Origin of the sequence: Archangium sp. Cb G35, from assembly GCF_001896145.1 — a bacterium.
GTDB lineage: Bacteria > Myxococcota > Myxococcia > Myxococcales > Myxococcaceae > Archangium > Archangium violaceum.
Window position 1 is genome coordinate 19,180 of record NZ_MPOI01000021.1, and the last position, 26,683, is coordinate 45,862.

The window sequence follows — 26,683 nt, forward strand, 5'->3', positions numbered from 1 at the left end:
GTTGCATCTCACTTGCTACGCATGTGGTGCGGTCGTGTGCATTTTGAAGTTCGCGCGGGCGGTTCCGGCCGGTGGGAGAACGGCCGGGCGGCTCTGGCACATCGCGGCGAACCTCTTGTTCCCAGGTCGTACGGGGGACTGCGTAGCGACGGAGGGTGAAGATGCAATGTGATTGTAGGTGAAAAGGGGTTGCGCTGAACGCCCATGTGTGGACGGTGGCCAGGCTGACCACCGGAGCCCCGCCGGGCGCGGGGGCGGGGCGCGGACACAGTGCGTCAGGAGCCGTGGGGGCAGGCCTTCCCGTCCTCACACGCGGGCCCGTGGACATGTGCCTGGGGAAGCACGAGGCGCGGGACGGGCGCGTGCCCGTGCTGGCAGCCGGGACCGTGGACGTGGGCCCGGGGAGTCAGGACAAGGGGTGGACGTGTCCCGGGAGTGCGAGGCGCGTGCCCGGGGTCATGGCCGCACGCGGGCCCGTGCACGTGCAACTCCGAGAGCTTGTCTCCGGTGGGCACTGCGCCCTCTCCGTGGTCCGCACCGGGCAGCAATTGTGTGAGGAAGCCGCGCGGGCCCTGCCGCAGCAGCGAGGCGAGGAAGAGCGCCCCCAGCAGCACCAGGCTCACCCACTCCAGCGGCCCCTCGTGCTCCGCGTGCCGCGGGACGTGGGCGAGGCCCGTCTGCGCCGGGACGAGCGCGTTGAGGGCCAGGCCCAGGACGATGGAGGTGCCGGCCACCACCGCGCCGAAGGCGAGGGTCACCTTGCGCCCATGCAACCGGGACATCACCGCGAAGGTGGTGACGTTGGTGGCCGGGCCGGTGATGAGGAAGGCGAGCGCGGCGCCCGGCGACAAGCCCTTGTGCAGCAGCACCGCCACCAGCGGCGTGGCCCCGGAGGCGCACACGAAGCTGGGCACGCCCAGCAGCGCGAAGAGGGGAACGTCCAGGCCCGGCGGCAGACGCGAGAGCCACTCGGCCGCCAGCAGCGGCTCCACCAGGGCCGCCATGCCCACGCCCACGATGATCCACGGGGCCGTGTGGTCCACCGACTCGACGAGCCCCTCGCGCAGCCCGTGGGCCAGCCGCTCGCGCAGGGGCGGGGTGGGGCCCGCCGCCGGGGCGGCCATGGCGGCGGTCTGGGAGGCCGGAATCAGCCGGCTCACGAGGATGCCGGAGAGCACGGCCACGACGAAGGCCCCTCCCAGGCGGGCCAGGGTGAGGGGCCAGCCAATGAGCGGCACCGAGACGAGGAAGGCGCCCACGCCAATCTCCGGCGCGGCCACCAGGAAGGACAGCGCGGCGGCGATGGGGACGCCCTTGCGGATGAGGCCGCGGTACACGGGCAGCACCCCGCAGGAGCACAGCGCCAGGGGCAGGCCCACCACGGTGCCGCGCAGGGACTGCGACAGCGAGGAGCCGCGCTTGAGCCAGGCCAGCGAGGCCTCGCCGAGGAAGGCCTGGAGAACACCCGTGAGGACATAGGCGGCCAGCAGCGCGGGTGCCGTTTCCAACGACAGGTGGAGGAAGGTGGTGCCCGCGCCGAGCTCCCCGGGCTGCGCACCCAGCACCGGGTGCGCGTGTGAGACGAGCACCAGCAGCGCCACGGCCGTGACGGCCCCCAGTCCCGCGGCGAGCCGCTGCCCGGGCCCCTCGGTGCCGCCCGCGCGTCCCCGGAAAAGGGCCGGGAGGAAGGCGCCCGCGATGAAGGCCTGGACGAGCGCGGCCGCCTGGAGCGGGCCGGGCTCCAGCACCCACCCGCCCCAGCCCAGGCCCGCGCCTCCGACGAGCGCCACGGCTACCAGCAACGCGCTCGCCCCCAGCGTGCCCACCACCGGACGGACGAGCCACCACAGGCCCAGGCCCAGCGGCAACCGGTGCAGCACCACCGCGAGCATGGCGAGCGCTCCACTCCCGGTGCCGTGCAGGGACAGGGCTCGTCCCTCCAGCGCCGCGTGCACCGCCAGCCCCACCACCGCCAGCACCGGCCCGGCCGTCGCGGGCAGCCGCCGCCCCAGCGTCAGCGCCAGGCCCAGTCCCACCCCCGCCGCCCCCAGCGCTCCCATCCCCGCCAGCGCCAGCCCATGCGGGAGGATGTGCACCAGCACCATGCCGCCCAGCGCCACGAAGACGAGTCCCTCCAGCGCCGCGGTGGCCGTTCTCCTTCCCCTCACACACCACTCCACCAGCGGAGCCAGCACCCACGCCGCCAGACTCAGGGGAAGCGTCATCGGGGGTTCCTCGCAATCCGGGACAGAACCGGCAGGTTATCTTCGTTCCGTTGTATCTGCAACACGGTGGCAATGACTGGCCCACCGAAGATGCATGGCCCCTCGGTGCGGGCCCTGGGCTGGCCGCCAGGCGTCAGCTTGTCGGGTGAAGAACACCGCCCTATCTCGACCAGGGTAGGAGAGAGGAGTGGGACATGGCCGGAGGGTCTCGAGCCAGGACGCAGGTGGTCCGGGAGCGGGTGAAAGAGGACGGTGGGGCGCGGGAGGAGGAAGTCACACCCGGGAGCGCTCCTCGCCGGGGCGTGAGCGGGCTGACGGGCTTCGGGCTGGGCTTCGCGCTGGCGGCGGTGATGGGGGCGGCCGGAGGGCCGTTGGCCCGGGCGTTCCGGCCCGTGCTGCGGACAGCCGTCAAGGGAGGCATCCGGACGGGCCGTTGGCTGTCGGAGGTGGCCGAGCAGACGCGCGAGCACTTCGAGGACGTGGTGGCGGAGGCTCGCCACGAGATGGGGGAGGAGCGCGAGACGCACGGCCACTCCCACGGCCACCACGAGCACGGGCACGGCCACGGTCACGTGCATCCCGTCCCACCTCCTCCCAGGAAGGAGAGCTGAGATGGCGGTGGCCGCGGCGCCGCGGGTGGAGGTGCTGTCGGACATTCCGGGACGCACGCGCTACCGGGTGGTGCGGGTGAAGGGGCGGAGCCGGCTCGCGCGGGTGCTCGAGCAGGACGTGGCGCGCCTGCCCGGGGTGGAGCAGGCGCGGGTCAACCCGCTCACCGGGGGTGTGCTGTTGCTCTGGCACGGCGAGGCCCCGCCCACCGAGGCACTGGCCCGGGCGGTGGAGCTGCTCCTGTCGCGTCCGGAGCCGCCCCCGGAGGAGCAGCAGCCGCGGGGCACGCCCCACCTGCATGAGTTGTCGGGCAAGCACACCGACACCGAGGGCGTCCCGGGCCACCACCATCACCATGACAATCCCTACGAGCTCACCAAGGAGGAGAGTGACGCGGTGGAGCGGGGGCACATCCTCCGCCTGATGATCGGCGGAGCGGTGCTGACGCTGGTGCTGGCCAAGAAGCTGCTGATGGGCCGGAGCAGCGCGCCTGTCTCGGGACCGCTGAAGGTGGCGGCGGGCGTGGTGACGCTCATCACCGGTTACCCCTTCTTCAAGGGAGGCGTGCGCAGCCTGGCGCGGCCGAGCCACATCGACACGGACACCCTGGTGACGGTGGCCACCCTCGCCAGCCTGGTGCTGCGAGAGAACGTGCCGGCCCTCGTCGTCATCTGGCTGCTCAACCTGGGCGAGTACCTGCGCTTCCTCACGCTGCGGCGCTCGCGCCAGGCCATCGAGGAATTGCTGTCGCTGGGCGAGGACGAGGTCTTCGTGGTGGTGGACGGCACGGAGGTGAAGCGTCCGCTGAGCGAGGTGCAGGTGGGGCAGACGGTGGCCTTCTACGAGGGCCAGAAGGTGGCGGTGGACGGCACCGTGCTGAGCGGCAATGGCACCGTCAACCAGGCGCCCATCACCGGCGAGAGCCTGCCGGTGATGAAGTCCTCGGGGGACGAGGTGTACGCGGGCACGCTGTTGGTGGCGGGCAGTCTCCAGGTGAAGGCGACGCGCCTGGGCAACCAGACGGCCATGGGGCGGCTGATTCAACGGGTGGAGGAGGCGCGCGAGCACCAGGCTCCCATCGAGCTCGTGGGCGAGCGCTTCAGCAGCCGTTTCGTGCCGTGGTCCTTCGCCATGTCCGGGCTGGTGCTGCTGCTCACCGGGGACTACCGCCGGGCGCTCACCATGCTGGTGGTGGCCTGCCCGTGCGCGGCCGGACTCGCCACGCCCACCGCCGTCACCGCCACCATTGGCAACGCGGCCCGGCGCGGCATCCTCATCAAGGGCGGCGCCTACCTGGAGGAGGCGGGCTCGCTGGACACCATCGTCTTCGACAAGACGGGCACACTCACCGTGGGCACGCCGCGGGTGACGCGCGTCGTGTCGCTGGACAAGGAGTATCCGCCGCTGGACGTGGTCACCGTGGCGGCCAGTGGTGAGCTGCACAGCCAGCACCCGCTGGCGCTCGCGGTGCTCCAGTACACCAGCGAGCGGGAGATGAAGGTACCGGAGCACACCGCCTGCGAGGTGGTGGTGGGCCGCGGCATGCGGGCGGACCTGGCGGGCAATCGGATCCTGGTGGGCAGCCGCCGGCTGTTGCGCGAGCACGACGTGCCCGTGACGGAGGCGCTGAATCTCGAGGTGGAGGAGTTCCAGCGCAGCGGCGACACCGCCATCTGCGTCGCGGTGAACGACAAGGCCATCGGCGTGGTGGGCGTGGCCGACACGGTGCGGCCCGAGGCCGCCGAGGCCATCGAGGCACTGCGTGCCTCCGGCATCCGCCGCATCCTCATGCTCACGGGTGATGCCGCCGAGAGCGCCGCCGTGGTGGCCAGCAGCCTGGGCATCGACGAGGTGAAGGCCAACCTCCTGCCGGAAGACAAGTACGCCCTCGTCCGCCAGTTGCGTGACCAGGGGGCCCGCGTGGCCATGGTGGGCGATGGCATCAACGACGCTCCCGCGCTCGCGCTGGCCAACGTGGGCATCGCGCTGGACACCGCGGGCAGTGACGTGGCCGTGGAGGCCGCCGACATCGCCCTGGCCTCCAATGACCTGCGTGGCGTGGTGGATGTGCTGACGCTCGGGCGCCGGACGCTCGGCGTCATCCAGCAGAATTACGCCGTGTCGGTGGTGGTCAACTCGGGCGGTGTGGCCATTGGCGCGCTGGGCCTGCTCAACCCGGTGATGGCCGCCATCATGCACAACCTGAGCACGCAAATCGTGGTGCTCAACTCGCTGCGCCTGCTGCGCTACCAGCCCGCGCTCCCGGAGGGGGCTCGGGCCGGGGACGGGCTCAGTGGCTCCGCGCGAGCGGCACCGGGCAGCACTCCTGACAGCGGCGGCGATTGAGCCCGTGCGCCACCACCAGGGCGGTGCCTCCCGCCAGCGTCATCCCCGTTTCGGCCATGCCCTCGGGGAGCACCGTCTGGGCGAGCCCCAGCAACGCCAGTCCCGCCGCGCCCAGGGTGAGCACGCGCCAGTCCCGGTGCTGGCGGAAACCCGGCACGAAGCTGGCCACGCCGAAGACCGCCGCCAGCGCCAGCACACCGAGGTGGATGGGGGTTTCCTCCAGTGACTGGCTCAGCACCGCGGGCATCGCGCCCAGCGCCAGCGGCAGCAGCACGCAATGGGCCATGCACAGCACCGACAGCGCCTGGCCCCACGCATCCCAGCGTCCGGCCCGGAAGGCTCCCTCGTCTACTCGTGCCAGCGTTTCGCGCGTCATGGGGCCGGGTTCTTAGATGAGGGGGAAGGTCCGCCGCAACCAGGACTCTGAAGACTCACAGCTGAAGATGTATCCAGGTTACAAAAGCAAAACAGGAAATCTTTTCCCGGGATTCGTGGGGAGGACCGCATTCCCGAGCGGAAAAGCGCACGCTGCGCTGCGTGGAAGATGTTCGTCCCCGCGAGGGTGTGGGTAGCTTCACTCCCGGTCCGGCCCGCTTGGGGGGGACCAGGAACGCCACATCACTTGAAGGGAAGAACGACCATGAGCCACGGTACCCACAACCACGCCTCGCACGAGCACCAGCACTCCAGCGGCTGCGGCCACAAGGCCGTGCAGCACGGTGACCACGTGGACTACCTGCACGAGGGCCACCTGCACCGCGAGGACGGCCAGCAGTACAACGAGTGCCGCATCGAGGCGACCGCGGCGAACCCCGCGCAGTGCACGCCGAAGCACGCCTGCGCCGACCACGCGAAGGACCACCAGCACGGAGCTCAGTGCGGCCACGAGGCGGTGCCGCACGGCGACCACGTGGACTACCTGGTGGGCGGCCACCTGCACCACCCGCACGGCACCCACTGTGACGACCACGGCACCCTGCGTGTGGTGGCCTGAGACGTCCCTTCCCCGGGGGCGGTTCCACCGCCGCCCCGGGGCCCGTTTCGGGAGGCCCTGGGGCCTGTCCTAAAAGCGCCGCATGTCCTAGCGTCCAGCTTGTGAGGAAGGCCGGGGGCGTCACGCGCTCCGGGCCCCAGCCAGCGGGGAGGGTGGGACGTGTTACGGGTGCTCGTACTCGAGGACGATGCGGACTTGCGGACCATCCTCTGCGAGCTGCTTTCGCTGTCCGGCGCGGAGGAGTGTGTACGCGCCGGCTCGCTGGAGGAGGTCAAGCGCAAGCGCGTCGAGGCGCTCGGGTGCGGGCTGGCCCTGCTGGACATCAACCTCGGGGCGGGGGTGCCCAGCGGGCTGGATGCGTACCGCTGGTTGAAGGAGAACGGCTTCACCGGGCGCACCGTCTTCCTCACCGGCCATGCCCGCTCCCATCCGCTGGTGCGCGAGGCCCTGGAGCTGACGAACGTCCAGGTGATTCCCAAACCCATCGAGTCGAAGGTCCTCCTGGCGCTGGTGAGGGGCGGTTCCCATGGGTCCGGAACGGCCTAGGCTGGGCGCGCTGGGCGTGGTGGAGGAGGAGGTGCTGCGCCGGGGCTGGCGCGGCGTCTTCTTCGGCAACGTCCTGGTCGCCCTGACGGAGCTGGCCTACATCTTCATCGACTACCGGGTGTTCCTCGGCGCCCTCCTGCTGCCGGTCCTGCGCCTGCTGCATGTGCTCTGGGTGCTGGGGGTGCTGGGCGTCCTGTTCGCTCGCCGGAGCCGTCCCACCCCGCTGTTGATCAACGGCGGCTTCGCGGCGGCGGCGGTGCCCTTCCTGCCCATCTTCGCCCTGGCCGAGTACTTCATGACCGGCTCGGGGCTCACCTGGGTGCCCATGACGGGCCACCGGCTGGTGATGCTGGCCATTGGCATGCTCGTCCCCACCAGCCTGGGGTTGGGAGGAGGGTTGATCGCCGCCTTCGCCCTGGAGGCGGTGGTGCTCTGGTTCGCGCTGGGGCTCGGCAGCCACCCCGGGGTGCGCTCTCCGTGGGAGCCCTGGGGCACCCTCGTCTACGGCGGCGTGGGGCTGGCCATGCTGGCCTACCGGGTGCGCAGCCAGAGCATCGAGCTGAAGCTGCGGGCGGCGCGCGCGGAGGCCGAGGCCCTGGAGCGGCTGGCCCGGCTCTTCATCGCGGTGCGCGACGCCACCAACACCCCGTTGCAGACGCTGGAGCTGAGCATCGCCCTGCTGCGCCAGCGCAGCCCCGAGAGCGAGCCCACCATCGCCGCCATGGAGCGGGCCGTGCACCGGATACGCTCCCTCACCCAGCGCCTGGGCAGCGTGGATCCGCTGCTGGTGTGGCGCGAGGGCGACGAGTCCTTCGACGCCGATGCCATGTTGCGTCACCTGGAGGAGGATCTCGCGCGGGAGCTCGAGCGGCGGCGTCATTGAGCCGCCACTTGTCAACCCCGCTTGTCATCCCCAGTTTCCTGCTCGGGGCCTACACGAAAGGACATCCGATGCCGGAGAAACAGACGCTCCAGCGCGCGCGTCAGGCGAAGCGCACGGGCAAGAAGCCCACCACGCAGGCCAGTGAGTTCGTCCGCGAGGAGATGCACCACATGAAGGAGGGCCGGCACGGGCCCGAGTCCCGCGAACAGGCCATCGCCGTCGGCCTCTCCAAGGCGCGCCGGGCCGGAGTGGACCTGAAGCCTCCGGCCCCTGGCCAGGCCTCGCGCAAGACGCGGCAGAGCGCACGGAGCGCGCACCGTCTCGGACAGGAGGAGGGTGAGCTGAGCGACAAGAAGACCACCCGCCGCTCCACCACCGGGCGCAAGCGCACCACCGCCCGCAAGAGCACCCCGGCGCGCAAGCGCACCACCACCCGGGGCACCAAGAAGGGGGGCCGCACCGCCACCGCGGGCCGCACCGGCCGCGCGAAGAAGGCCTCGGGCCGTGGCACCGCCCGCCGGGGCGCTTCCACGTCCCGGAGCCGCACCTCCTCTCGCACGAAGAAGTAGTCGCGTGCGCCTCGTCGGGTGAGCCCACGGGCCGGCCCTCCTTTTCCCGGAGCGCTGGTTCTGCTTTCGTGGCGTTCGCCCCCCATGGCCCGCTCTCCGCGACGCACGACGCCTCCCGCACCACCCGAGTCTCCCGTTCCGGGCGCACACCTGGAGGCGCCGAGGGCCCGGGTGCCGGTCTGGGCGCTCGTTCTCGCCGTGGGGCTCGGGGTGCGTCTGGCGTACCTGCTCACCGCGCACGGCCCCGCCTTCGAGGCGCCGCTGATCGACGCGGACTACTACGACTACCTGGGCACGCGGCTGGCGCGGGGCGAGGGTTTCGACCCGGGGCCCTTCTGGCAGCCGCCGCTCTATCCGCTGGTGCTGGGGGGCCTCTACGGGTTGGGGGGACACAGCCTGTGGTGGCCGCGTCTCCTCCAGGCCCTGCTCGGCGCCTTCACCGCCGCGCTCGCCTGTGGCGTGGCCCGGCGGCTCTCTGGCCGCGACACGGTGGGGTTGAGCGCGGGCCTGCTCGTGGCGCTGCACGGGCCGCTCGTCTTCTATGACGGGGAATTGCTGGCCACGTCCCTGGGCACCTTCCTGGGCACCGCGGCGCTGTGGCTGGCCGTGCGCGAGTCTCCCCGCCCGGGAACCGCGCTGCTGTGCGGGGCGTGCATCGGCCTGGGGGCGCTCGCGGTGGCGCCCTTGCTGCTGCTGGTGTTGCCGTTGGCCTGGGCCCTCGCTCGGGGACGTCCGCTGCGCGCCGTGCTGTGCGTGACGGCCTGTGCCGCCGTGGTGTCGTGCGCCACGGCCGCCAACCGCGTGCGCTCGGGCGAGTGGGTGCTCATCTCCGCCAATGGTGGCATCAACCTGTGGTTGGGCAACAACGCGGACGTGGACGGGGCCATGGCCATCCGCCCCGGTGCCGCCTGGGAGGCGCTCGTCAACGAGCCCTCGCGCTACGGTTTCCACTCGCCGGCCGCGCAGGACGCGTGGTTCCACCGGAAGGCGCTGGACTGGTGCCGCTCGCGCCCGCGCGAGTGCGTGGGCAACCTGCTGTGGAAGACGCGGTTGCTGCTGGTGGGGCGCGAGCTGCCTCGCAACGAGGACCTCTACGTCGTCCGCGCGCAGTCGCCCGTGCTGTGGGCCCTCACCGCGCGGCCCGGGGGCGTCGCATTGCCCTACGCGCTGCTGTGGCCGCTCGCGGCGGCGGGGGCCGTGGCACTCTGGCGTCAGTGGCGGGCGAAGGAGGACGTGCGCGCGGCGCTCACCGTGGTGGGGGCCGCGCTGATGCTCGCCGCTCCGTCCGTGCTCTTCTTCGTCTCCGGCCGCTACCGCGCACCCCTCGCCCCGGCGCTGTGCGTGCTCGCGGCGCTGGGGCTGCACGCGCTGCTGCCGCGAGCCTCCGCGCGAGGGGTGCCCGTGGCGGTGGCCCTGGCCGTGCTGATGGTGTCCGTGTGGCCGGTGCGGCTGGCGGTGGACGCCGTCGACTTCGAGGCCGAGCTGCACTACGCGGTGGGCGGCCGTCACTCCCGGTTGGGAAATGACGCGGCCGCGGTGGAGGCGTGGCGGCACGCGGTGGAGCTCCAGCCGGACTACCTCGAGGCGGGGTACAACCTGGGCCTCGCCTTGGAGCGGCTGGGCCGGACGGGCGAGGCCTCGCGGACGTATGAGTCGTTGTTGCGCCGGTACCCGCGCGAGGCCCTGCTGCGAGAGCGGTTGCGCCTCTTGCGAGGCACCGCACGGGACGGCGGACCCTGAGCGCCTGGCGGGGCGTTTCTCGGGGTGGGCCCGCCGTCCCCCCCCACCAGCTTCATTCGCGAAGGCAGGGCATGCATCGACCCAGGGGGCGTGAACGGCCGGAGCGGGGCTTGCCCGCCTGCCTGCCCATGTTCCGCTGAACGATTGGGTTCTCCCTGGCCGCGTCCCTAGCTTGCCTGGAGGACGCACGCAGGAGGCGGATGATGCTGTGTGAGAACTGCCGGGCGAGACCCGCGGTGGTGTTCTTCAAACAGCAGTCGGGCGAGGGAGAGGAGAGTTCCCTGAGCCTCTGCAACCACTGCGCGAGCTCCATGAACATGGCGCCGGGGTCCATGCCCTTCGGCTCGTTGGAGAGCCTGATGGCGCAGATGACGGGTCCCCGCGCGAGGCGGGAGAACATCCTGTCGCAACTCTCGGAGCTGGCGCAGCAGGTGTTGGAGCACGCGGCGCGGCTGACGCTGGAGTGGGGCTATGAGCGCATCCGCATCGAGCACCTGTTGCTGGCGCTCATCCACAAGGTGCCGGACATCCGCGTGGCGCTGGAGATGGAGGGGACGGACGTGGCCGAGTACGAGGCCCGTCTGGAGCATGTGATGGAGCGGCGGCCGCCCCGCCGGGCCGAGGGGGTGGGATTGTCCTCGGGGATGAAGCGCGTGCTGCAACTCGCCCGGCTCCAGGCGGCGCAGATGGGGCACACCTTCATCGGCCCCGAGCACCTGCTGCTGGCCCTCATGGCCGAGGGGGAGAGCTTCGCCGCCCAGTTCCTCTCCGACATCGACGCGGACGAGCTGCGGCAATTGCTGAAGGCGCCCGCGGCGCCGGCCACTTCCGGGACCGGGCGGGGGACGGAATCGCTTCCACCGAATCTCACCCGCTTCACGCGCGACCTCACCGCGCTGGCGAAGGCGGGCGAGTTGGATCCCATCATCGGCCGGGAGAGGGAAATCGCCCGCTGCATCCGCATCCTCAGCCGCAAGACGAAGAACAACCCGGTGCTCATCGGCGAGCCGGGCGTGGGCAAGACGGCCATCGCCGAGGGCCTGGCCCAGCGGATCATCTCGGGCGATGTGCCCGATGCGCTCAAGGACAAGAAGGTGCTCTCGCTGGACCTGGCGAGTGTCATCGGCGGCTCGAAGTTCCGCGGTGAGTTCGAGGAGCGCTTCAAGGGATTGATGGAGGAGATCCGCGCCCTCAAGGGCAGGGTCATCCTGTTCATCGACGAGGTGCACACCATCGTCGGGGCCGGTGCGGGCGAGGGCTCGATGGACGCGGCCAACATGCTCAAGCCGGCCCTGGCGCGGGGAGAGCTCCAGTGTCTGGGCGCCACCACGCTGGACGAGCATCGCAAGCACATCGAGAAGGACGCCGCCCTGGAGCGCCGCTTCCAGCCGGTGATGGTGGCCGAGCCCACCCCCGAGCAGGCAATGGACATCCTCCGGGGGCTGCGTGACTCGTACGAGGCCCACCACCGGGTGAAGATCACGGATGCCGCGCTCACCGCCGCGGTGGAGCTCTCCGACAAGTACATCAGCGACCGCTTCCTGCCGGACAAGGCGATTGATCTGCTCGATGAAGCGGCGGCCATGGTGCGGCTGGGGGCGCACACGGAGCCGGGCCGGATGAAGGTGCTGGAGGAGCGGCTGGCGCAGAAGGAGAAGGACAAGGAGGCCGCGGTGGCGGGCGAGCGCTACGAGGAGGCCTCGCGGTTGAAGGGGGAGCTCGAGGCGCTGCGCGCGGAGGTGGACGGGCTGCGCACGCAGTGGCAGCAGGCCCGGGGTCTGGCCGAGCCCATCGTCGCGCCGGAGGCGATCGCCACGGTGGTGAGTGAGTGGACGGGGATTCCGGCGAAGAAGCTGCAGCAGGAGGAGTCGCAGCGGCTGCTGGAGATGGAGCAGTCGTTGCGCCAGCGGGTGGTGGGCCAGGAGGAAGCGCTGCGTGCCATCTCCGAGGCGGTGCGCCGGGCGCGCGCGGGGCTGAAGGATCCGGGGCGGCCCATCGGCTCGTTCATCTTCCTGGGGCCCACGGGGGTGGGGAAGACGGAGACGGCGCGCGCGCTCGCCGACTACCTCTTCAACGACGAGAGCGCGATGCTGCGCTTCGACATGTCCGAGTACATGGAGCGGCACACGGTGAGCCGGCTCGTCGGCGCGCCTCCGGGCTACGTGGGCTACGAGGAGGCCGGCCGCCTCACCGAGTCCGTGCGGCGGCGGCCGTACTCGGTGCTCCTCTTCGATGAAATCGAGAAGGCCCACCCGGATGTGTTCAACCTGCTGCTGCAGATATTGGACGACGGGCGGCTCACGGACTCGAAGGGGCGCACGGTGGACTTCAAGAACACCGTCATCATCATGACGTCCAACCTCGGGGCCGAGCAGCTGGGGTTGCGCAAGGGAGCACTGGGATTCCAGCGGCCCCCGGAGGGCAGCGTGAACGTGGAGGACGAGCGCGTGGCCGCGACGGTGATGGAGGCGCTGCGCCAGCACTTCCGGCCGGAGTTCCTGAACCGCATCGATGAGATCATCGTCTTCCACGCGCTGGATCGGGAGCAGCTCAACCGCATCGTGGATTCGATGCTGGCGTCCACCCGGAGGAAGCTGCACGGGCAGAACATCCTGTTGGAGGTGCGGGACGCGGCGAAGGACGAGCTGGCACGGCGCGGGTTCGACCCGAAGTTCGGTGCCCGGCCGCTGCGGCGGGTCATCCAGCGTGAGCTGGAGACGGAGCTCAGCCGGATGCTGCTGCGAGGGACCGTGCACGAAGGGGACCGGGTGGTCGTGGACTTCGTGGACGGGCGGTTCACGTTCGGTGTCGAGGGACGGAGCGCCGGACAAGAAACGCCGGTGCATTGAACTGTCTACAGAGCGCCCACGATTTCCCCTCTCCCCTCGGGAGAGGGACGGGGTGAGGGTATCTCGTGGACTCGGGTTCGCATCCACACGGGTTCAACCCGTGGGCCCCGATACCCTCACCCTGACCCTCTCCCGGAGGGCGAGGGGAGGGATGCTCAAGCGTGGACCTCTTCCCGCTGTCCACCGCGAGGCCGCTCATCCCTCGCCAGGACGGCCCTCCGCGTGGCCTCCCGCTTGCGCGCGCGCACGCTCAGCCCCACCGAGATACCAATACACGTCACGATGATGGCCACCGAGACCAGCGGGGCCACATGGACCCACTCGGAGAGGATCATCTTCAATCCGGCGAAGGCGAGCACCGCCGCCAGTCCCCAGTGCAGGTAGCGCAGCTCGTGCACCGTCTTGGCCAGGGCGATGTACAGCGCGCGCAGTCCGAGAATGGCGAAGACGTTGGACGTGTAGACGACGAACAGGTTGTGACTCACGGACAGCGCCGCGGGCACCGAGTCGATGGCGAAGGCCACGTCCGACAGCTCGATGGCGATCAACGCGATGAGGAGGGGAGTGGCCTGCCACTTGCCGTCCACGTGCTTGAAGAACTGCTTGCCCTCGTACTCCGAGGTCACGGGCAGGCGCTTCTCCAGCCAGGACACCACCGTGTTGTTGCCCGTGGACTCCTCGGAGGGATGGCGGCGAGCCACGCGCCAGGCCGCGACGAGCAGGATGGCGCCGAAGATGTAGACCACCCAGTGCCAGCGGGAGATGGCCTCCAGGCCCAGGAAGATGAACAGGCCGCGGAACACCAGGGCGCCGAAGATGCCCCAGAAGAGCACCCGGCGTTGTTTGTTCTCCGGCACGCTCAGGCTGGCGAAGATGACGAGGAAGACGAACAGGTTGTCCAGGCTGAGGCTCTTCTCGATGAGATAGGCCCCCAGGTACTCCTGGGCGTTGTTGCTTCCGTGCCTCGCCCAGACGAACAGGCCGAAGGCCAGGCCCACGGCGATCCACACGGCACTCCAGATATAGGCCGCCTTCTTCGTCTCCCCCCGCTTCGACCGGTGGGCCAGCAGGTCGACGAGGATCATCGCCACCACGATGACCCCGAAGACGCCCCACTCCCAGGGGGAGATGCTATCCGGATTCATCGGGGGGCCTCCGACGGATGAGCCATGCACACCTCCCGGCCACCAGCACGGGGCCGTGTGGGGAAGCTGACAATGCAGGGCCCCATCAACAACCAGGGTGGCTGCCGTTTCGTCATCCCGTGTGCGCTTGCTCCGCGTGGAGGCCGCACACCGTGCGACGAGCATGGCGCCTGCCCGTCCGCCCTCTCTACAGTCCCGCCTTCGCCTTCATGCCCGCCGTCAGCTTCTGCGCACGACAATCCACCCCCCGCCCAGGGGATCGACCCGGAGCACCGCATGGATGGAGTCGCAACGCCGCAGTACCAGTCCTGGTTGGAGTCCTTCGCGGCCGCTCGGGGTGCCATGGCCGGCACCATCCACGTGCGGCGGGGCGAGGTGCTGGAGTTGGTGGCCGCGCTCAATATCCCGCCGCCGGTGGTGGATGCCGTGCGCACGGTGCCTCGTGGCAAGGGCATGGCGGGGCTCGCCCTGTCCACCCGTGAGCCGGTGCAGACCTGCAACCTCCAGACGGACGAGAGCGGCCGCGTCCAGCCCGGGGCTCGCAGGGTGCCCGTGCGCGCCTCGGTGGCCCTGCCGGTGCTCGACGCGGCAGGGGAGGTGCGCGCCGTGGTGGGAATCGCCTTCCTCCACGAGGGAGACCTCCCCGCCGAGATGACGCGCGCCCTGCTGGCCGCCGCGGCCGGGCTTCCACCCGGCGGCCCGTGACACCCGTTTCCTAGCGGCGTGGACCCTCGGGCAGCGCCGGCTCGAGCGCCACCGGCTCCAGCGTCTCCGCCAGCTTCAGCCCCATCACCTGCGAGTAGAAGGCCAGCTCGGCCTCCAGCGCCTTCTTCGTGTCGGTGGTGACGCGCGGGCCGTACGGCTCGCCGTCCACGGGCAGCATCGCCGTCGCCACCCCGTTGGCGCGCAGCTTGCGCATCATCTCCTCCGTCTCCCGCTGCGACGTCTGCCCATCCAGCCTCGCCTGGATGAAGAGCACCGGGCTGCGCTTGATGTTGTCCAGGTGCAGGCTCGGCGAGCGGTCCTGCAGCAGCTGCCTCGACTCCGGCTGCGGCCCCAGCACCTGGTCCATGTAGTGCGCCTCGAACTTCTCCGCGTGCTCCACCAGCGACTCCAGGTTGGTCACGGCGCTGGCGCTCGTGCCGCAGCGCAGGATGTCCCGGAAGGCCAGCAGCGACAGCGTGGTGTACCCGCCCGTGCCGCCGCCTCGCGCCACCAGCCGCCGCGCGTCCACCTTGCCCTCCTGCACCAGCCGCAGCGCGGCGTTGGCGCAGTCATCCACGTCCATCACTCCCCAGTTGCCATACAGCGACAGCCGGTACTCGCGCCCGTAGCCCGTGCTGCCCCGGTAGTTCACGTCCACCACCGCGAAGCCCCGGCTGGTGAAGTACTGGATGGTCCAGTCCAGCTTCGTCGACGCCGAGGCCGTGGGGCCTCCGTGGTTCATGATGAGCAGCGGTGGCTTCTCGCCCGCCGGCGCCGCGTGGTCCGGATGGGTGGGCGGGTAGTACCAGGCGTGGGCCTCGCCCAGCTCCGTGGTGGGGAAGTGCAGCGGCTCGCAGCGCGACAGGTAGGGCACCAGCTCCTCGGGCATCCGCGTGGACGTCTTGAGCACCTGCGGCTTGCCCGACTCCATGTCCAGCCGCACCACGCTCGCCGGCTGCTCCGGCCCTCCGCCCACGAAGTACGCCGTGGCCAGTCCCCCACGCACCTGCGACACGTCCGTGAACGGCGTGGCCATCTCCGCGAACTGGCCCAGCACCACGTCCAGCCGCCCCAGCTTCCACTGGCCCTGCTCGTTGAAGGCACACACCACGTGCCGCGGCGAGATGAAGGCATACGTGGACATGCCCAACTGCCACTGCGCCGTGCCGAACTCCGCCTTGCGCTCCAGCACCGGCACCACGCTGCGCCCCTGCAGCCGGTACAGGTTCCACCAGTTGTTCCGGTCGCTCACGAAGTACAGCTCGCCCTGCGGGCTCCACTCGGGCTGGAAGATGGACTCGGTGGTGCCGCCGGCCACCAGCCTCGGGTGGTGCGGCGTGCCCAGCTCGTCCACGTCCGCCACCCACAGCTCGCAGCCATCCCACGGCATGCAGGGGTAGTCCCACGCCAGCCACGCCATGCGCCGCCCATTGGGGCTCATCGTGGGCGAGGAGTAGAAGTCCCTCCCCTCCGCCAGCACCGTCTGCCTCTGCCCGTCCAGGTCCACCGCCACCAGCGCGGCCTTCGGGTGCCCGTCCTTCAGGTTGCGCCAGTCCTCGCGCACGCACACCACCCGGTTGCGCGTCCGGTCCATGACCAGGTCCCCGAAGCGATGCTTGCCCCCCGTGTCCGGCGTCAGCGGCACCGGCGTGCGGCCCGGATTCACCCGGTACAGCCGTTGATCCACGTGCAGCCCGGTGCTCGCGTGGTTGACGAAGATGACCAGCCCCTCGGACACCGCGAACGAGCCGCCGCCATGGCCATACACCAGGCTGTGCGAGCTGTAGGCCACCCGGCCCTCTCCCGCCGGCGGCAGCACGTCCGTGAGCGTCCCATCCACCGAGCGCCGGACGATGACGTGCCGTCCCCGCTCGCTGGGGCGCACCTCCAGCCAGTACACGTCATCGCCATCCACGGCCACCTCACCCAGCGACAACGTCTGGGTGGCGATCATGTCGGCGGTGATGGGGGACTTCCATGAGCCGTAGGGAGCCTCCCGACTTGCGAGCGTCATGAGCAGGCCTTTCCTTGGGTTTGCGTGAGGAGAACGGCCCGTTTCTTACCACCCCGGCACGACGTGACGTGCCGGGGGGGCGGAGCCGGTTTCGTGGGGAAGTGTCGCATTTCGCGCACCCGGCGTCGATCACCGGCCCCCCCCGCCTGGCCGCCCTGATCAGAAAGTTCCGCCCAGACCCACCAGCGTGCCGCGCGAGGAGAACGCCAGCACGGGCTGGAGGCGGGGGCGCGCGGAGGCCACGGCGGGGGACGGAGGGCCGGCCGCCGGGGACCGCTGCGAGAGCTCGTAGCCCACGATGGCGCCGATCAGGGCGCCAGGGACGGTGAAGTAGAGCCCGAGGTCACCCCTCCCGGACGCCAGCCCCGAGAGCAGGCCCAGCACGATGCCCGAGCCCATTCCCGCCAGTGCACCGAGCAGCTTTCCGTCTCCACCGGCCACTTCGCCGCCCCACCAGACTCCCAGGGTGACGCCGAGGCCCGCGCCGAGGATCAGCCCGAGGGCGGCCGAATCCAAGCAGCCGAAGAAGCCGCTCCTGTTACCGACGAGCCCCATCTCGCACAGGCCACCACCGGCCAGCAAGCCGAGGAACCCACCTCCGGTGCCCGTCAGCAGGCTGGCTCCCGTCTCCACCAGGATGCGCAGGGCGCGGTGAGGGCGGGGGTCCTCCTTCTCGGCCTGGGCCCAGTCGTCCTCACGCAGCCGCAGGGGGGCACGCGCGTCCGTGCCGGGCAGGCCGGAGGAGGCCAGGCGCGGCTCGGAGAGGGGGGCGTGCCGCGCCAGGGGCTCGAGGGCGGGCTCCGGGGCGGCGAGGCCCACGCCAGGGGCGAGCAGGAGGAGCAGCAGCAGGGGAAGCCGGGAGGGGGCGGACAGGACGTCATTCATGTCCGTGGCACCGTGCAACAGCAGCGCCATCATCCCCTCCCGAGTGGGGCGGGCCCCGCGCACCTCGGGATCTGTGCAATTCGAGATACAGGTGTGCGCGGGGTGTGCGAACTCCCATCCAGCGCGGATGCTTCAGAAGGAACCGCCCAGACCACCGACCACCGTGCCGCGCCGGGAGAAGGCCAGCACGGGCTGAACGCGGGCCTGGTAGCTGGAGCCCACGGTACGCTGGGTGATCTCGTAGCCCACGATGGAGCCGAGCAGCGAGAGGGGGACGCCGACGAGGAGCCCGACGGAGGGCTCCTGGGTGGTCAGCGCCAGGGTCGTGCCCAGCGCCGCGCTCACGGCGAAGCCGCCCAGGGCCCCGAGCAGCTTTCCGTCTCCACCGGCCAATTCGCCGCCCCACCAGACGCCCAGGGCGAACCCGGCGCCTCCGCCCACGAGCACCCCGGAGAGGGCCGGACCCAGGCAGGGCATGAAGCCACCGGAGGAGCCGATGACGCCCGCATCGCACAGCGATGAAGCGGCGTACCCGCCGGCGATACCCGGGCCCAGGCTCGTCACCAGACCGGCCGCCACCTCCGCGAGGATGCGCACGCCCTGCGGAGGAGGGCGGGAGTTCTCGTAACGCTGGACCGGGTCGTCCTCGCGCAGCCGCAGGGGCGCGCGCTCGTCCGTGCCGGACTGCCCGGAGTGGGCCTGGAGGAGCCTCTGCACGGGGGCCCCGGCGCGAAGTCCGGATGGGAAGGGCGCTTCGGCGGCGAGGCCCACGCCGGGGGTGAGCAGGAGGATCAGCAGCAGGGAGAGCCGGGAGGGGAGGGGGGGGTGATTCGTCATGGACGCGGTGGTTTGCAAGGCCCGGACCACGGGTGCGAACACCGCTTCGTGCCCTCAGGGCGTGGGGCGCACGTTGTCGCGAATCCACTGGAGGTACGGCGCGTGGCCCTCCGGCACGTCCAACCGCAGCACCTCCGGGCACTGGTAGGGGTGCAGTTGCACCACGCGCTCGCGCAGGGCCTCGAAGTGCGAGGCGCGCGTCTTGAGCAGGAGCAGCGCTTCCGGCTCATCGTGCACCTTGCCCTCCCACCGGTAGATGGAGCGCAGGCCGGGCACCACGTTGCCGCAGGCCGCCAGGCCCTCTTCCACCAGGGCGCGGGCGAGCTCCGCCGCCTTGCCGGCCGTTGGCGCGGTCACCATGACGAGGATGGCATCGGTCATGGACCCACACATACCCGCCTGCTCGTGAGCGGGGAAGGGGCAGTCAATTCCTTACATGGGTCATCCTCGACGCTTGAGAGTTTTTACATAGACGGATCATTCCTGACGTGCGGCCTGGAATGTTTTGCCTGTCTTGAATAAGCATTTCCAAGACTGTGTTCCGCCAGACAACAGACTTCTGGTGGGGCCATGTCCGACCCTCCGCGAGGGCAATGCAGTGTCCGGTAGCGGATGCGGCAACCCCCATGTTTTCCAGGGGAAAGAGAGACATGGGCCCCGCGGGGCGAGCGGAGTGTCCGCTAGCTTCCATGGAGCGGAAGCGGTTTCCGTGGGCCAGTAGGCGAGCAGGCGTCGTTTCCCGTATTCCCTTTCATGTTATTTACTCTCAGTGCTCCCGGATTCCTGTGAGCCGTCAGGGAATGAGCGGGGCACGGTCCACGGGGGGAATCGCCATGCCATTCGCCACGCACGCACTGTCCCAGCAGTCCGGAGTGTCCGCGGAGCCCTCGCGCAAGGTGTTGCTGGTGGACCAGGCCAAGGAGCTGCGGCTGTACCTGACGCCCCTGCTGCGCGCGGTGGGGTGCGAGGTGGTGTCGGTGGACAACATGCTGGCGGCCCGGGTGGAGCTGGGCCGCTGCCGGCCGCTGATGGTGGTGGTGGACTGGCGGGTGCTGCCGGCGGACGGCTCGCCCGGGTGCGTGGCGCTGCGGAGCCACGCGCAGCATGGAGACGTGCCCATCCTCGTCGTGGTGGGAGAGCACACGCCGTCGGAGCTGCTGGAGACGTGCGTGCGGGGCGGGGCGGAGGACTGCCTGCTGGGCCCGGTGCGCATCACCGAGCTGCAGGCGCGCCTGGACGTGCTGCGCGAGCGGACGCCCGGCTCGCCAGTCTGGCCGGTGGAGCGGCGGACCCCGCGCACCGTGCTGCTGGTGGGCGAGGCACCGAACACGCCCGGCGGCCTGGGCGCGGACCTGGAGGCGTGTGGCCACCACCTGCTGTACGCCTCCAGCACCGAGCAGGCCGTGGCCCGGGTGGCCGAGTACGGCGAGCCCATCCACCTGCTGCTCACGCGCGCCCGTGTCACCTCGGCCGAGGAGATGATGCGCGTGGAGCGCCTGCGCACCGAGGCGCGCCTGACCCGGGTGCCCACCGTGGTGGTGGCGGACGGCGACGTCACGGAGGTGCCCATGCTCGGGCAGGTGTGGCTGAGCGCGCGCACCCTGGCGCCACGCCACCTGCTGTCGCGCATCAACGGCCAGCTCCAGCGCAACCTCGCCGCGCTGCTGGTGGACGAGCGCGTGCCCTTCGTCTGCCCGGTGGAGTACCGCGAGGTGGGCAGCTACGCCTGGTCCTCCTGCTACTCCAGCGAGCTCAGCCCGGGTGCCCTCTTCGTGCGCACCCTGGTGCCCGCCCGCCCCGGTGCCGCCCTGGAGCTGCGCATCCACCTGTCCACCATCCGCGAGGTGCTCGAGGGCCCCGGCATCGTCACCTGGTCCAATCCCTACACCGCGCGCCGCACCGCCTCCTATCCGCTCGGCATGGGCATCCAGTTCCTGGGCATGAGCCCCCGCCGGTTGATGCATCTGCGCGAGCTCATCCGCGGCACCCGCCTCATGTAGCCCCCTCTCCCCCCGCATCACGGAGGTACGTCATGGCCAGGAAGAAGATCCTCCTCGTCGACGATTCGAGCACCGTGCTGTTGCTGCACCGGATGATGCTGTCGCATTGCGGCTACGAGCTGGTCACCGCCCGGGATGGACAGGAGGCGCTCGACAAGGTCTCCACCGAGCGGCCGGACCTCATCTTCCTGGATGTCCTCATGCCGCGCATGGATGGCTTCCAGACGTGCCGGGCCCTGCGCGCGCGCTCGGACACGAAGGACGTGCCCATCATCCTCGTCACCACCCGGGGCGAGCCGCACTACGTGCGCCAGGGCTTCGAGAGCGGGTGCACCGACTACATCACCAAGCCCTTCGATGGTGAGGAGCTGCTGGCCAAGGTGCGTGGCCACCTGGAAGAGGCGCGGCTCGCATGAGGGAGCAGCTCCATTGGGAGAACGAGGCCCTGCGCGCGGAGATGGCCGTGCTGCGCGCGGAGAACGAACAACTGAGGGCCTCGCTCGCGCGGCGCGAGGAGGACGAGCGGTGGCGGGCCCAGCGCCAGGGGCTGGTGGAGGCGGAGATGGGCCACCTGGTGCGTCTGCGTGTGGCGACCCAGCGGCTGCACGAGACGCTCCATCCGCTGGAGCTGCTGGACATCCTGCAGGACCTGATCATCAACCTGGTGGGCTCGGAGACGCTGGGCATCTTCGAGCGCGAGGGCGCGGAGCTGGTGCTGCGGGTGTCGCTGGGCATCGACGCCGAGCGCTTCCGCCGGCTGCCGCTGGAGGTGGATGGCCCCATTGGCCACTCGGCGCGCACCGGCGTCTCCTGGCTGGAGGAGTTGATGGAGGCGGGGAGCGCCCAGAACCGGACAGACGGGCCGCGTGCGTGCGTCCCCCTGAGACTGGGAGGGCACGTTCTCGGGATGATGGTGTTGTTCGGCCTGCTACCCCACAAACCGCGCCTCGAGCCCGAGGACCGTGAGCTGTTGGAACTGCTCGCGGCGGAAGGTGGCAGGGCCTTGTTTTGTGCCCGCGGCATGGCCGCCGGCAAGCCGTCCTGAACGGGCGGCTTCGAGGGAGGGGGACGAACTTGGAACTGGATCGCGCGCGGCTGCTCGCCACGTTCGCCGAGGAGTCGGGCGAGCTGCTCACGCAGATGGAGGAGACGCTCGTCTCGATGGAGGAGCACCCGGACGAGGAGCGGCTGCGGTCCATCTTCCGGGGCGCGCACACGGTGAAGGGCGCGGCGGCGGCGATGGGCTTCACCGGCATGACGGACGTGTCCCACGTGCTGGAGGACGTGCTGGAGACGCTGGTGGATCGGCGGCTGCCGGTGAAGGACGAGCACGTGACGCTGCTGTTGTCGGCGGTGGACCGGTTGCGCGAGCTGCTGGCGGCGGTGCTCGCGGGACAGGAGCCTCCGGCGGAGGAGGACGCGCTGCTGGTGGAGCGGCTGCGCGCGTGCGCCGAGGGGTTGCGCCAGCAGGAGGCGCCGCGGACGGTGTACGCGCCCCGGGTGGAGGAGCCGGGGCCGGAGGACGCCGCGGGGCGGCGCGCGCGCACGCTGCGGGTGGACGTGGAGAAGCTGGACCGCATCGCCATCCTCACGGGCGAGCTGGCCATCGCGCGCACGCGTCTGGCGCGGGTGCTGGCCACGGGCACGGCCGAGGAGGCGCTGGAGGTGCACCTGGAGGCGGACCGGCTGCACGAGGAATTGCAGGAAGAGGTGATGCGGGTGCGGATGGTGCCGGTGGGCCCGCTCTTCCGGCAGCACCTGCGCACGGTGAGGGATTTGACGCGGGGGGAGCGCAAGTGGGCACGGCTGGTGCTGGAGGGCGAGGAGGTGGAGGTGGACACGGCGCTGGTGGAGGGCCTGCGCGAGCCGCTGTTGCACCTGGTGCGCAACGCGGTGGACCACGGGCTGGAGACGCCGGAGGAGCGCAAGGCGGCGGGGAAGGAGGCGTGCGGCACGCTGGTGCTGAGGGCCTTCCACGAACCGGGTTCGCTGGTGGTGGAGCTGAGTGATGACGGCCGGGGCCTGCGCTACGACCGGCTGCGGGAGAAGGCGCGCGGGCTGGGGATGGAGCCCGAGCGGATGACGGAGGAGGAGTTGGAGGAGCTCGTCTTCCTGCCGGGGTTGAGCACGGCGGAGGCGGTGACGGAGGTGTCCGGGCGCGGCGTGGGCATGGACGTGGTGCGCCGGAGCGTGGAAGCGCTGCGGGGCCTGGTGACGCTGCACAGCCAGGAAGGACGGGGCACCACGGTGACGCTGCGCGTGCCGCTGACGCTGGCCACCATCCAGGGCTTCTCGGTGGGTGTGGGCGAGGAGACGTACGTGCTGCCGCTGGAGGCGGTGCGCGAGTGTCTGGAATTGCCTGTGGAGCGCACCGGGCAGCCAGGGGGCGGCGTGTTGAACCTGCGCGGCCGGGCGCTGCCCTACCTGCGGCTGCGCGAGATGCTGGGCGTGGAGGCCCCCGCGGCGGGCCGGGAGAGCGTCGTCGTGCTGGGGCACGGCGGGAGCCGGGCGGGCCTGGTGGTGGACGCGCTCTTCGGCGAGGGCCAATGCGTCCTCAAGCCCCTGGGCCGGCTCTTCCGCCACCTGCCCGGCGTGTCCGGCTCCACCATCCTCGGCAGTGGCCGCGTGGGGCTCGTCCTGGACGTGCCCACGCTGCTGCGCACCGCCATCCGCCAGCGGGCCGCCGTGAGCTGACGCTCCGCGTGCCCCGGGCCCTTCTTCCTGCATCCCGAAAGAGAACCATGCTCCAGAACCTCACCATCTCCCGGAAGTTACAGCTCGGCTTCGGAGTCCTCGTCGCGCTGCTCGCCACCACCATCTGGGGGGCCTATGGATTCTTCCTGATGCTGGTGAGCAATCAGGACTACTACCGCTCCCGGGATGTGCAGATCGCCAGCTTCGCCACGGGCATCCACCTGGTGCGGATGGAGAACCGGGTGATGGAGTTCGCGCTCACGGGCAACGAGTCCCTGCTCGAGCCCCTGCCCCAGTGGAAGGCCGCGGTTCTCGAGAACCACGCCCAGGTGGAAAAGCTGACGGCCAACAACTCCCATGCGGAGCAGTTGTTGCGGCAACTCATGGAGCAGTACCAGCAGCAGTTCCTTCCCCATGTCGAGCACCAGGTTCAGCTGCGCCGGGACGCGGATGCCGGGCGCGTTCCGATGGAGCACGTCGTCGACTACGTGAAGAGTGGCAAGGGGCGGAAGAGCCTGGAACTCATGCAGGGCCTGGCGATGACCGTCATCCAGGACGAGATGGCGCTGAACCAGAAGAACACCGAGGTGACCGACGCACAGGTGCTCTCCGTTCAGCGGATGTTGCTGGGAGGGGGCATCGTGGGACCCCTGCTGGCGGTGCTGCTGGCGTGGTGGTTGGCGCGCAGCATCACCCAGCCGTTGACCGAGGCGGTGGGACTGACGGGACGGTTGGCCTCGGGAGACCTCACCGCTTCCATCGAGGTGCGGGGACGGGACGAGACGGCGCAGATGCTGGCCGGAATGCGGGAGATGGTGCAGCGCTTCGGCGGCGTGTTGGGAGAGGTGAGGGGAGCGGTGGGCTCGCTGTCGGGAGCGTCGGGGCAGGTGGCGGCGGCGGCGCAAGCGCTGTCACAGGGGACGAGCACCCAGGCGGCSTCRGTGGAGGAGACGACGACGAGCCTGGAGCAGCTGAGCACGTCCATCAGCCAGAACGCGGAGACGAGCAAGACGTTGGAGCAGATGGCGGTGAGRGGRGCGGCGGAGGCGGAGGAGAGYGGGCTGGCGGTGAACGAGACGGTGGAGGCGATGGCGTCCATCGCCGAGAGGATCTCCATCGTGGAGGAGATCGCGTACCAGACGAACCTGCTGGCGCTGAACGCGGCGGTGGAGGCGGCGAGGGCCGGGGAGCATGGGMGRGGGTTCGCGGTGGTGGCGGCGGAGGTGAGGAAGCTGGCGGAGAGGAGCCAGAAGGCRGCCAAGGAGATTGGGAGCCTGGCGGGAAGCAGCGTGAAGGTGGCGGAGCGCTCGGGGAAGTTGCTGAAGGAGCTGGTGCCGTCGATTCGGAAGACGGCGGAGCTGGTGCAACAGGTGGCGGCGGTGTCGAGGGAGCAGGCCAGCGGGGTGGTACAGATGAACCGGGCGATGGTGCAGGTGGACCAGGTGACGCAGAGGAATGCGTCCGCGGCGGAGGAGTTGTCGTCGACGGCGGAGGAGCTGGCGGCGCAGGCGGAGTCGCTACAGCAGATGATGACGTTCTTCCGGGTGGCGGAGGAGGTGCGGGCGTTGCACGGAGCGGTGCAGCCGATGCGCTCGCTGAGGCCGGCACCGGTGCACCTGCCGCCGGTGCCTTCACCCGTGCAGGGGCTGAAGGCGGTGGCTCAGTCGCTGCCCGTACAGGTGCCCCCCACCGGCGCGGCCCATGGCTTCAAGCGCATCTAGGACGGAGAGGCCCACCATGAGCACGAACACGAACACCGCCACCGAAGTCGCCCGTCCGGCGCAGTACCTGGGTTTCTCGCTGGCCGGTGAGACGTACGCCATCGAGCTGTTGCGCATCCGCGAAATCATCGAGCACGTGCCCATCACCCGGGTGCCGGGCATGCCTCCGGCGGTGCTGGGCGTCATCAACCTGCGGGGCCGGGTGGTGCCGGTGGTGGACCTCGCGGTGAAGATGGCGCTCGGCCCGCGCCCCATCACCCGGTGGACGTGCTTCGTCATCGTCGAGGCGCTGCTGGACGGCGAGCGCACTACGCTGGGACTGCTGGCCGACTCGGTCAGCGAGGTCATCGACCTGGGGCCGGACGACATCGAGCCGCCGCCCGCCTTCGGTACGCGCACCCCGGTGGAGTACCTGCGCGGCATGGGCCGGCAGGAGCAGCGCTTCATCCTCCTGCTGGACCTGGACCGGGTGCTGAGCACGGAGGAACTGCTGGGCCTGGCCGCCGCCGCATCCAATGAGGGGGCAGGAGGGTGATGGCCCCGGCGGAGACAGTGCTGCCCGTGGTGGGCCCACTCCCCTTGTCGGAGCGGGAGTTCTCCCTCTTCCAGCTGCTGGTGGAGCGCGAGGCGGGCATCCACCTGGGCCCCTCGAAGCAGGCGCTGCTGGTGGGGCGGCTGTCCCGGCGGGTGCGCGCGCTGGGGCTGACGTCCTTCGGCGCCTACTACCGCTTCGTCACCGCGCGCGGCAACGAGGCGGAGCGGGTGCGGATGATCGACTGCCTCTGCACCAACGAGACGCACTTCTTCCGCGAGCCCGAGCACTTCGCGTTCCTCCGCCAGCGTGTCTTCCCCGAGTGGACGCGGCGGGCGGCGCAGGGATTGATGGCGCGGCGCGTGCGGGTGTGGAGCGCGGGGTGCTCGACGGGCGAGGAGCCCTATTCGCTGGCCATGGAGCTGCTCTCGCACTTCCCTCCGGACTCGGGGTGGGAGGTGGAGGTGCTGGCGACGGACCTGTCCACCTGGGCGCTGGAGCGCGCCCGGCAGGGGCTGTGGCCCATGGAGAAGGCGGCGAGCATTCCCCGGCCCCTGCTGCGCGCCTTCATGCTCAAGGGCGTGCGCAGCCAGGAGGGGTGGATGCAGGCGGGGCCGGAGCTGCGCGAGGTGCTGCGCTTCGCACGCGTCAACCTGAACGACGAGCGCGGATGGCCCCAGGGGCCCTTCGAGCTCGTCTTCTGCCGCAACGTCCTCATCTATTTCGGAGCCCAGGCCCGGGCACAGGCGCTGAGCGCCCTGCTGCGGCGGTTGCCTCCCACCGGCTACCTCTTCCTCGGCCACGCCGAGAGCCTCACCGGCACCGCCGAGTCCGCCCGCTGCGTGGCTCCCAACGTCTATTGCGCCAGGGGCTCGCCACCCGCGGGTGTCAGCCCTACTTGATGCGCTCCAGCGCCAGGTCGAACAGCGCCGTCTCCAGCCGCTCCGTGTCCTTCTCCGTCACGCCGTGCGTGGAGAACGAGACGCGGTGGGTTCCAATCTTGCGCTGCACCGACACCACCTTCGCCTTGCCCTTCACCGGCTCCTGATTGCCCGGCAGCCGCAGCGTGAACGCTGGCTCCTCCGACTCGGCGGGCGGCTTGTGCAGCATCACCGAGAAGCCACCCACCGACACATCCAGCGTCATGGCCTTCATGGGGCCGGCGGCGAAGGCCAGGTCCACCTGCAGTCCCTGGGCGATGCGGAAACTGCGGCGCGCGGACTGGCCGGGGGGCAGCCGCATGCCCTGGGCCGCCGTCAGTGCTCGCGCGAACTGCTCCCGGGCAGCGATGTAGCGTCGCTTCTCTTCCTCGGACATCGGCCCCTTGCGCGCACGCGCATGGAGCGCCCGGAATTGCTCCACCCACAGATTGGCGCTCATCACGGCTCT

General features: G+C 70.7%; 24 protein-coding genes. 16 read left to right on the top strand and 8 right to left on the bottom strand.

What is annotated here, in order from left to right:
* Window positions 1–275: 275 nt before the first annotated feature.
* The gene (locus BO221_RS47045; protein WP_073567486.1) at window positions 276–2,225 is read right to left on the bottom strand and encodes a permease; all 1,950 of its coding nucleotides are present in this window, start codon (window positions 2,223–2,225) and stop codon (window positions 276–278) included.
* A 194-nt stretch (window positions 2,226–2,419) separates the two neighbouring features.
* Here BO221_RS47045 and BO221_RS47050 point away from each other — a divergent pair, with 194 nt between their 5' ends.
* A complete protein-coding gene (locus tag BO221_RS47050; protein WP_083682551.1) occupies window positions 2,420–2,836 on the top strand; it encodes a DUF1490 family protein in 417 nt (138 codons plus the stop codon).
* 1 nt (window position 2,837) lies between these two features.
* Window positions 2,838–5,180 carry a cation-translocating P-type ATPase gene (locus BO221_RS47055; RefSeq protein WP_073567488.1) on the top strand — a complete coding sequence of 781 codons (2,343 nt, stop codon included), beginning with the start codon at window positions 2,838–2,840 and terminating at the stop codon, window positions 5,178–5,180.
* Here BO221_RS47055 and BO221_RS47060 read toward each other — a convergent pair.
* On the bottom strand, window positions 5,125–5,556 hold the full coding sequence (locus BO221_RS47060; protein WP_073567489.1) for a MerC domain-containing protein: 432 nt from the start codon (window positions 5,554–5,556) through the stop codon (window positions 5,125–5,127). The genes BO221_RS47055 and BO221_RS47060 overlap by 56 nt on opposite strands.
* 264 nt (window positions 5,557–5,820) lie before the next feature.
* Between BO221_RS47060 and BO221_RS47065 the strand changes: the two genes are divergently transcribed.
* The 6 genes from BO221_RS47065 (at window position 5,821) to BO221_RS47090 (ending at window position 12,761) form a co-directional block, all read left to right on the top strand.
* Window positions 5,821–6,174, top strand: a complete 354-nt coding sequence (locus BO221_RS47065) for a hypothetical protein (RefSeq protein ID WP_073567490.1) — start codon at window positions 5,821–5,823, stop codon at window positions 6,172–6,174.
* A gap of 159 nt (window positions 6,175–6,333) precedes the next feature.
* Window positions 6,334–6,720, top strand: a complete 387-nt coding sequence (locus tag BO221_RS47070; protein WP_073567491.1) for a response regulator — start codon at window positions 6,334–6,336, stop codon at window positions 6,718–6,720.
* Complete coding sequence (locus tag BO221_RS47075) at window positions 6,701–7,603, top strand: hypothetical protein (protein WP_083682553.1); 903 nt, start codon at window positions 6,701–6,703, stop codon at window positions 7,601–7,603. Before BO221_RS47070 ends, BO221_RS47075 begins: the two co-directional genes overlap by 20 nt.
* A 68-nt stretch (window positions 7,604–7,671) precedes the next feature.
* A complete protein-coding gene (locus BO221_RS47080; protein WP_073567492.1) occupies window positions 7,672–8,172 on the top strand; it encodes a hypothetical protein in 501 nt (166 codons plus the stop codon).
* A gap of 84 nt (window positions 8,173–8,256) precedes the next feature.
* Window positions 8,257–9,912, top strand: coding sequence for a glycosyltransferase family 39 protein (locus BO221_RS47085; protein ID WP_073567493.1), 1,656 nt, complete (start codon window positions 8,257–8,259; stop codon window positions 9,910–9,912).
* A 200-nt stretch (window positions 9,913–10,112) separates the two neighbouring features.
* Window positions 10,113–12,761: an ATP-dependent Clp protease ATP-binding subunit gene (locus tag BO221_RS47090; RefSeq protein WP_233166577.1), complete on the top strand. Its 2,649-nt coding sequence runs from the start codon at window positions 10,113–10,115 to the stop codon at window positions 12,759–12,761.
* A 155-nt stretch (window positions 12,762–12,916) separates the two neighbouring features.
* Here the strand turns inward: BO221_RS47090 and BO221_RS47095 are convergent, their stop codons facing one another.
* Window positions 12,917–13,906, bottom strand: coding sequence for a TerC/Alx family metal homeostasis membrane protein (locus BO221_RS47095; protein ID WP_083682556.1), 990 nt, complete (start codon window positions 13,904–13,906; stop codon window positions 12,917–12,919).
* Between the two features lie 276 nt (window positions 13,907–14,182).
* Between BO221_RS47095 and BO221_RS47100 the strand changes: the two genes are divergently transcribed.
* Entirely contained in the window at window positions 14,183–14,611 is a 429-nt protein-coding gene (locus BO221_RS47100) for a GAF domain-containing protein (protein WP_073567494.1), read from the top strand.
* Between the two features lie 10 nt (window positions 14,612–14,621).
* Here the strand turns inward: BO221_RS47100 and BO221_RS47105 are convergent, their stop codons facing one another.
* The 4 genes from BO221_RS47105 to cutA form a co-directional block, all read right to left on the bottom strand.
* The gene (locus BO221_RS47105) at window positions 14,622–16,625 is read right to left on the bottom strand and encodes a prolyl oligopeptidase family serine peptidase (protein WP_073567495.1); all 2,004 of its coding nucleotides are present in this window, start codon (window positions 16,623–16,625) and stop codon (window positions 14,622–14,624) included.
* 159 nt (window positions 16,626–16,784) lie between these two features.
* A complete protein-coding gene (locus BO221_RS47110) occupies window positions 16,785–17,543 on the bottom strand; it encodes a hypothetical protein (protein WP_143196099.1) in 759 nt (252 codons plus the stop codon).
* A 99-nt stretch (window positions 17,544–17,642) separates the two neighbouring features.
* Window positions 17,643–18,347, bottom strand: coding sequence for a hypothetical protein (locus BO221_RS47115; RefSeq protein WP_143196100.1), 705 nt, complete (start codon window positions 18,345–18,347; stop codon window positions 17,643–17,645).
* A gap of 54 nt (window positions 18,348–18,401) precedes the next feature.
* Complete coding sequence (gene cutA / locus BO221_RS47120) at window positions 18,402–18,728, bottom strand: divalent-cation tolerance protein CutA (protein WP_073567609.1); 327 nt, start codon at window positions 18,726–18,728, stop codon at window positions 18,402–18,404.
* Window positions 18,729–19,180: 452 nt separating this feature from the next.
* Between cutA and BO221_RS47125 the strand changes: the two genes are divergently transcribed.
* The 7 genes from BO221_RS47125 to BO221_RS47155 are packed head-to-tail and all read left to right on the top strand — an operon-like array spanning window position 19,181 to window position 26,196.
* Window positions 19,181–20,347, top strand: a complete 1,167-nt coding sequence (locus BO221_RS47125) for a response regulator (protein WP_073567498.1) — start codon at window positions 19,181–19,183, stop codon at window positions 20,345–20,347.
* A 32-nt stretch (window positions 20,348–20,379) separates the two neighbouring features.
* Entirely contained in the window at window positions 20,380–20,763 is a 384-nt protein-coding gene (locus BO221_RS47130) for a PleD family two-component system response regulator (RefSeq protein WP_073567499.1), read from the top strand.
* Window positions 20,760–21,392, top strand: coding sequence for a GAF domain-containing protein (locus tag BO221_RS47135; RefSeq protein ID WP_073567500.1), 633 nt, complete (start codon window positions 20,760–20,762; stop codon window positions 21,390–21,392). The genes BO221_RS47130 and BO221_RS47135 overlap by 4 nt, the downstream gene beginning before the upstream one ends.
* A gap of 29 nt (window positions 21,393–21,421) precedes the next feature.
* A complete protein-coding gene (locus BO221_RS47140; RefSeq protein ID WP_073567501.1) occupies window positions 21,422–23,041 on the top strand; it encodes a chemotaxis protein CheA in 1,620 nt (539 codons plus the stop codon).
* Between the two features lie 47 nt (window positions 23,042–23,088).
* A complete protein-coding gene (locus tag BO221_RS47145; protein WP_073567502.1) occupies window positions 23,089–24,762 on the top strand; it encodes a methyl-accepting chemotaxis protein in 1,674 nt (557 codons plus the stop codon).
* A gap of 16 nt (window positions 24,763–24,778) precedes the next feature.
* Window positions 24,779–25,297, top strand: a complete 519-nt coding sequence (locus BO221_RS47150) for a chemotaxis protein CheW (protein ID WP_073567503.1) — start codon at window positions 24,779–24,781, stop codon at window positions 25,295–25,297.
* Entirely contained in the window at window positions 25,297–26,196 is a 900-nt protein-coding gene (locus BO221_RS47155; protein ID WP_073567504.1) for a protein-glutamate O-methyltransferase CheR, read from the top strand. The genes BO221_RS47150 and BO221_RS47155 overlap by 1 nt, the downstream gene beginning before the upstream one ends.
* Here the strand turns inward: BO221_RS47155 and BO221_RS47160 are convergent.
* Window positions 26,189–26,674, bottom strand: a complete 486-nt coding sequence (locus BO221_RS47160; RefSeq protein ID WP_073567505.1) for a PilZ domain-containing protein — start codon at window positions 26,672–26,674, stop codon at window positions 26,189–26,191. The genes BO221_RS47155 and BO221_RS47160 overlap by 8 nt on opposite strands.
* Window positions 26,675–26,683: the final 9 nt, after the last annotated feature.

Excerpts from the sequence above, each read along its gene's own strand:
- BO221_RS47080 (WP_073567492.1), top strand. The coding sequence starts at position 7,672 with ATGCCGGAGAAACAGACGCTCCAGCGCGCGCGTCAGGCGAAGCGCACG.
- BO221_RS47050 (WP_083682551.1), top strand. The coding sequence starts at position 2,420 with ATGGCCGGAGGGTCTCGAGCCAGGACGCAGGTGGTCCGGGAGCGGGTG.
- BO221_RS47110 (WP_143196099.1), bottom strand. The coding sequence starts at position 17,543 with ATGATGGCGCTGCTGTTGCACGGTGCCACGGACATGAATGACGTCCTG.
- BO221_RS47135 (WP_073567500.1), top strand. The coding sequence starts at position 20,760 with ATGAGGGAGCAGCTCCATTGGGAGAACGAGGCCCTGCGCGCGGAGATG.
- BO221_RS47095 (WP_083682556.1), bottom strand. The coding sequence starts at position 13,906 with ATGAATCCGGATAGCATCTCCCCCTGGGAGTGGGGCGTCTTCGGGGTC.
- BO221_RS47075 (WP_083682553.1), top strand. The coding sequence starts at position 6,701 with ATGGGTCCGGAACGGCCTAGGCTGGGCGCGCTGGGCGTGGTGGAGGAG.
- BO221_RS47115 (WP_143196100.1), bottom strand. The coding sequence starts at position 18,347 with ATGACGAATCACCCCCCCCTCCCCTCCCGGCTCTCCCTGCTGCTGATC.
- BO221_RS47085 (WP_073567493.1), top strand. The coding sequence starts at position 8,257 with ATGGCCCGCTCTCCGCGACGCACGACGCCTCCCGCACCACCCGAGTCT.
- BO221_RS47130 (WP_073567499.1), top strand. The coding sequence starts at position 20,380 with ATGGCCAGGAAGAAGATCCTCCTCGTCGACGATTCGAGCACCGTGCTG.
- BO221_RS47100 (WP_073567494.1), top strand. The coding sequence starts at position 14,183 with ATGGATGGAGTCGCAACGCCGCAGTACCAGTCCTGGTTGGAGTCCTTC.
- BO221_RS47090 (WP_233166577.1), top strand. The coding sequence starts at position 10,113 with ATGATGCTGTGTGAGAACTGCCGGGCGAGACCCGCGGTGGTGTTCTTC.
- BO221_RS47055 (WP_073567488.1), top strand. The coding sequence starts at position 2,838 with ATGGCGGTGGCCGCGGCGCCGCGGGTGGAGGTGCTGTCGGACATTCCG.
- BO221_RS47160 (WP_073567505.1), bottom strand. The coding sequence starts at position 26,674 with ATGAGCGCCAATCTGTGGGTGGAGCAATTCCGGGCGCTCCATGCGCGT.
- BO221_RS47150 (WP_073567503.1), top strand. The coding sequence starts at position 24,779 with ATGAGCACGAACACGAACACCGCCACCGAAGTCGCCCGTCCGGCGCAG.
- BO221_RS47060 (WP_073567489.1), bottom strand. The coding sequence starts at position 5,556 with ATGACGCGCGAAACGCTGGCACGAGTAGACGAGGGAGCCTTCCGGGCC.
- BO221_RS47045 (WP_073567486.1), bottom strand. The coding sequence starts at position 2,225 with ATGACGCTTCCCCTGAGTCTGGCGGCGTGGGTGCTGGCTCCGCTGGTG.
- BO221_RS47155 (WP_073567504.1), top strand. The coding sequence starts at position 25,297 with ATGGCCCCGGCGGAGACAGTGCTGCCCGTGGTGGGCCCACTCCCCTTG.
- BO221_RS47065 (WP_073567490.1), top strand. The coding sequence starts at position 5,821 with ATGAGCCACGGTACCCACAACCACGCCTCGCACGAGCACCAGCACTCC.
- cutA (WP_073567609.1), bottom strand. The coding sequence starts at position 18,728 with ATGACCGATGCCATCCTCGTCATGGTGACCGCGCCAACGGCCGGCAAG.
- BO221_RS47105 (WP_073567495.1), bottom strand. The coding sequence starts at position 16,625 with ATGACGCTCGCAAGTCGGGAGGCTCCCTACGGCTCATGGAAGTCCCCC.
- BO221_RS47125 (WP_073567498.1), top strand. The coding sequence starts at position 19,181 with ATGCCATTCGCCACGCACGCACTGTCCCAGCAGTCCGGAGTGTCCGCG.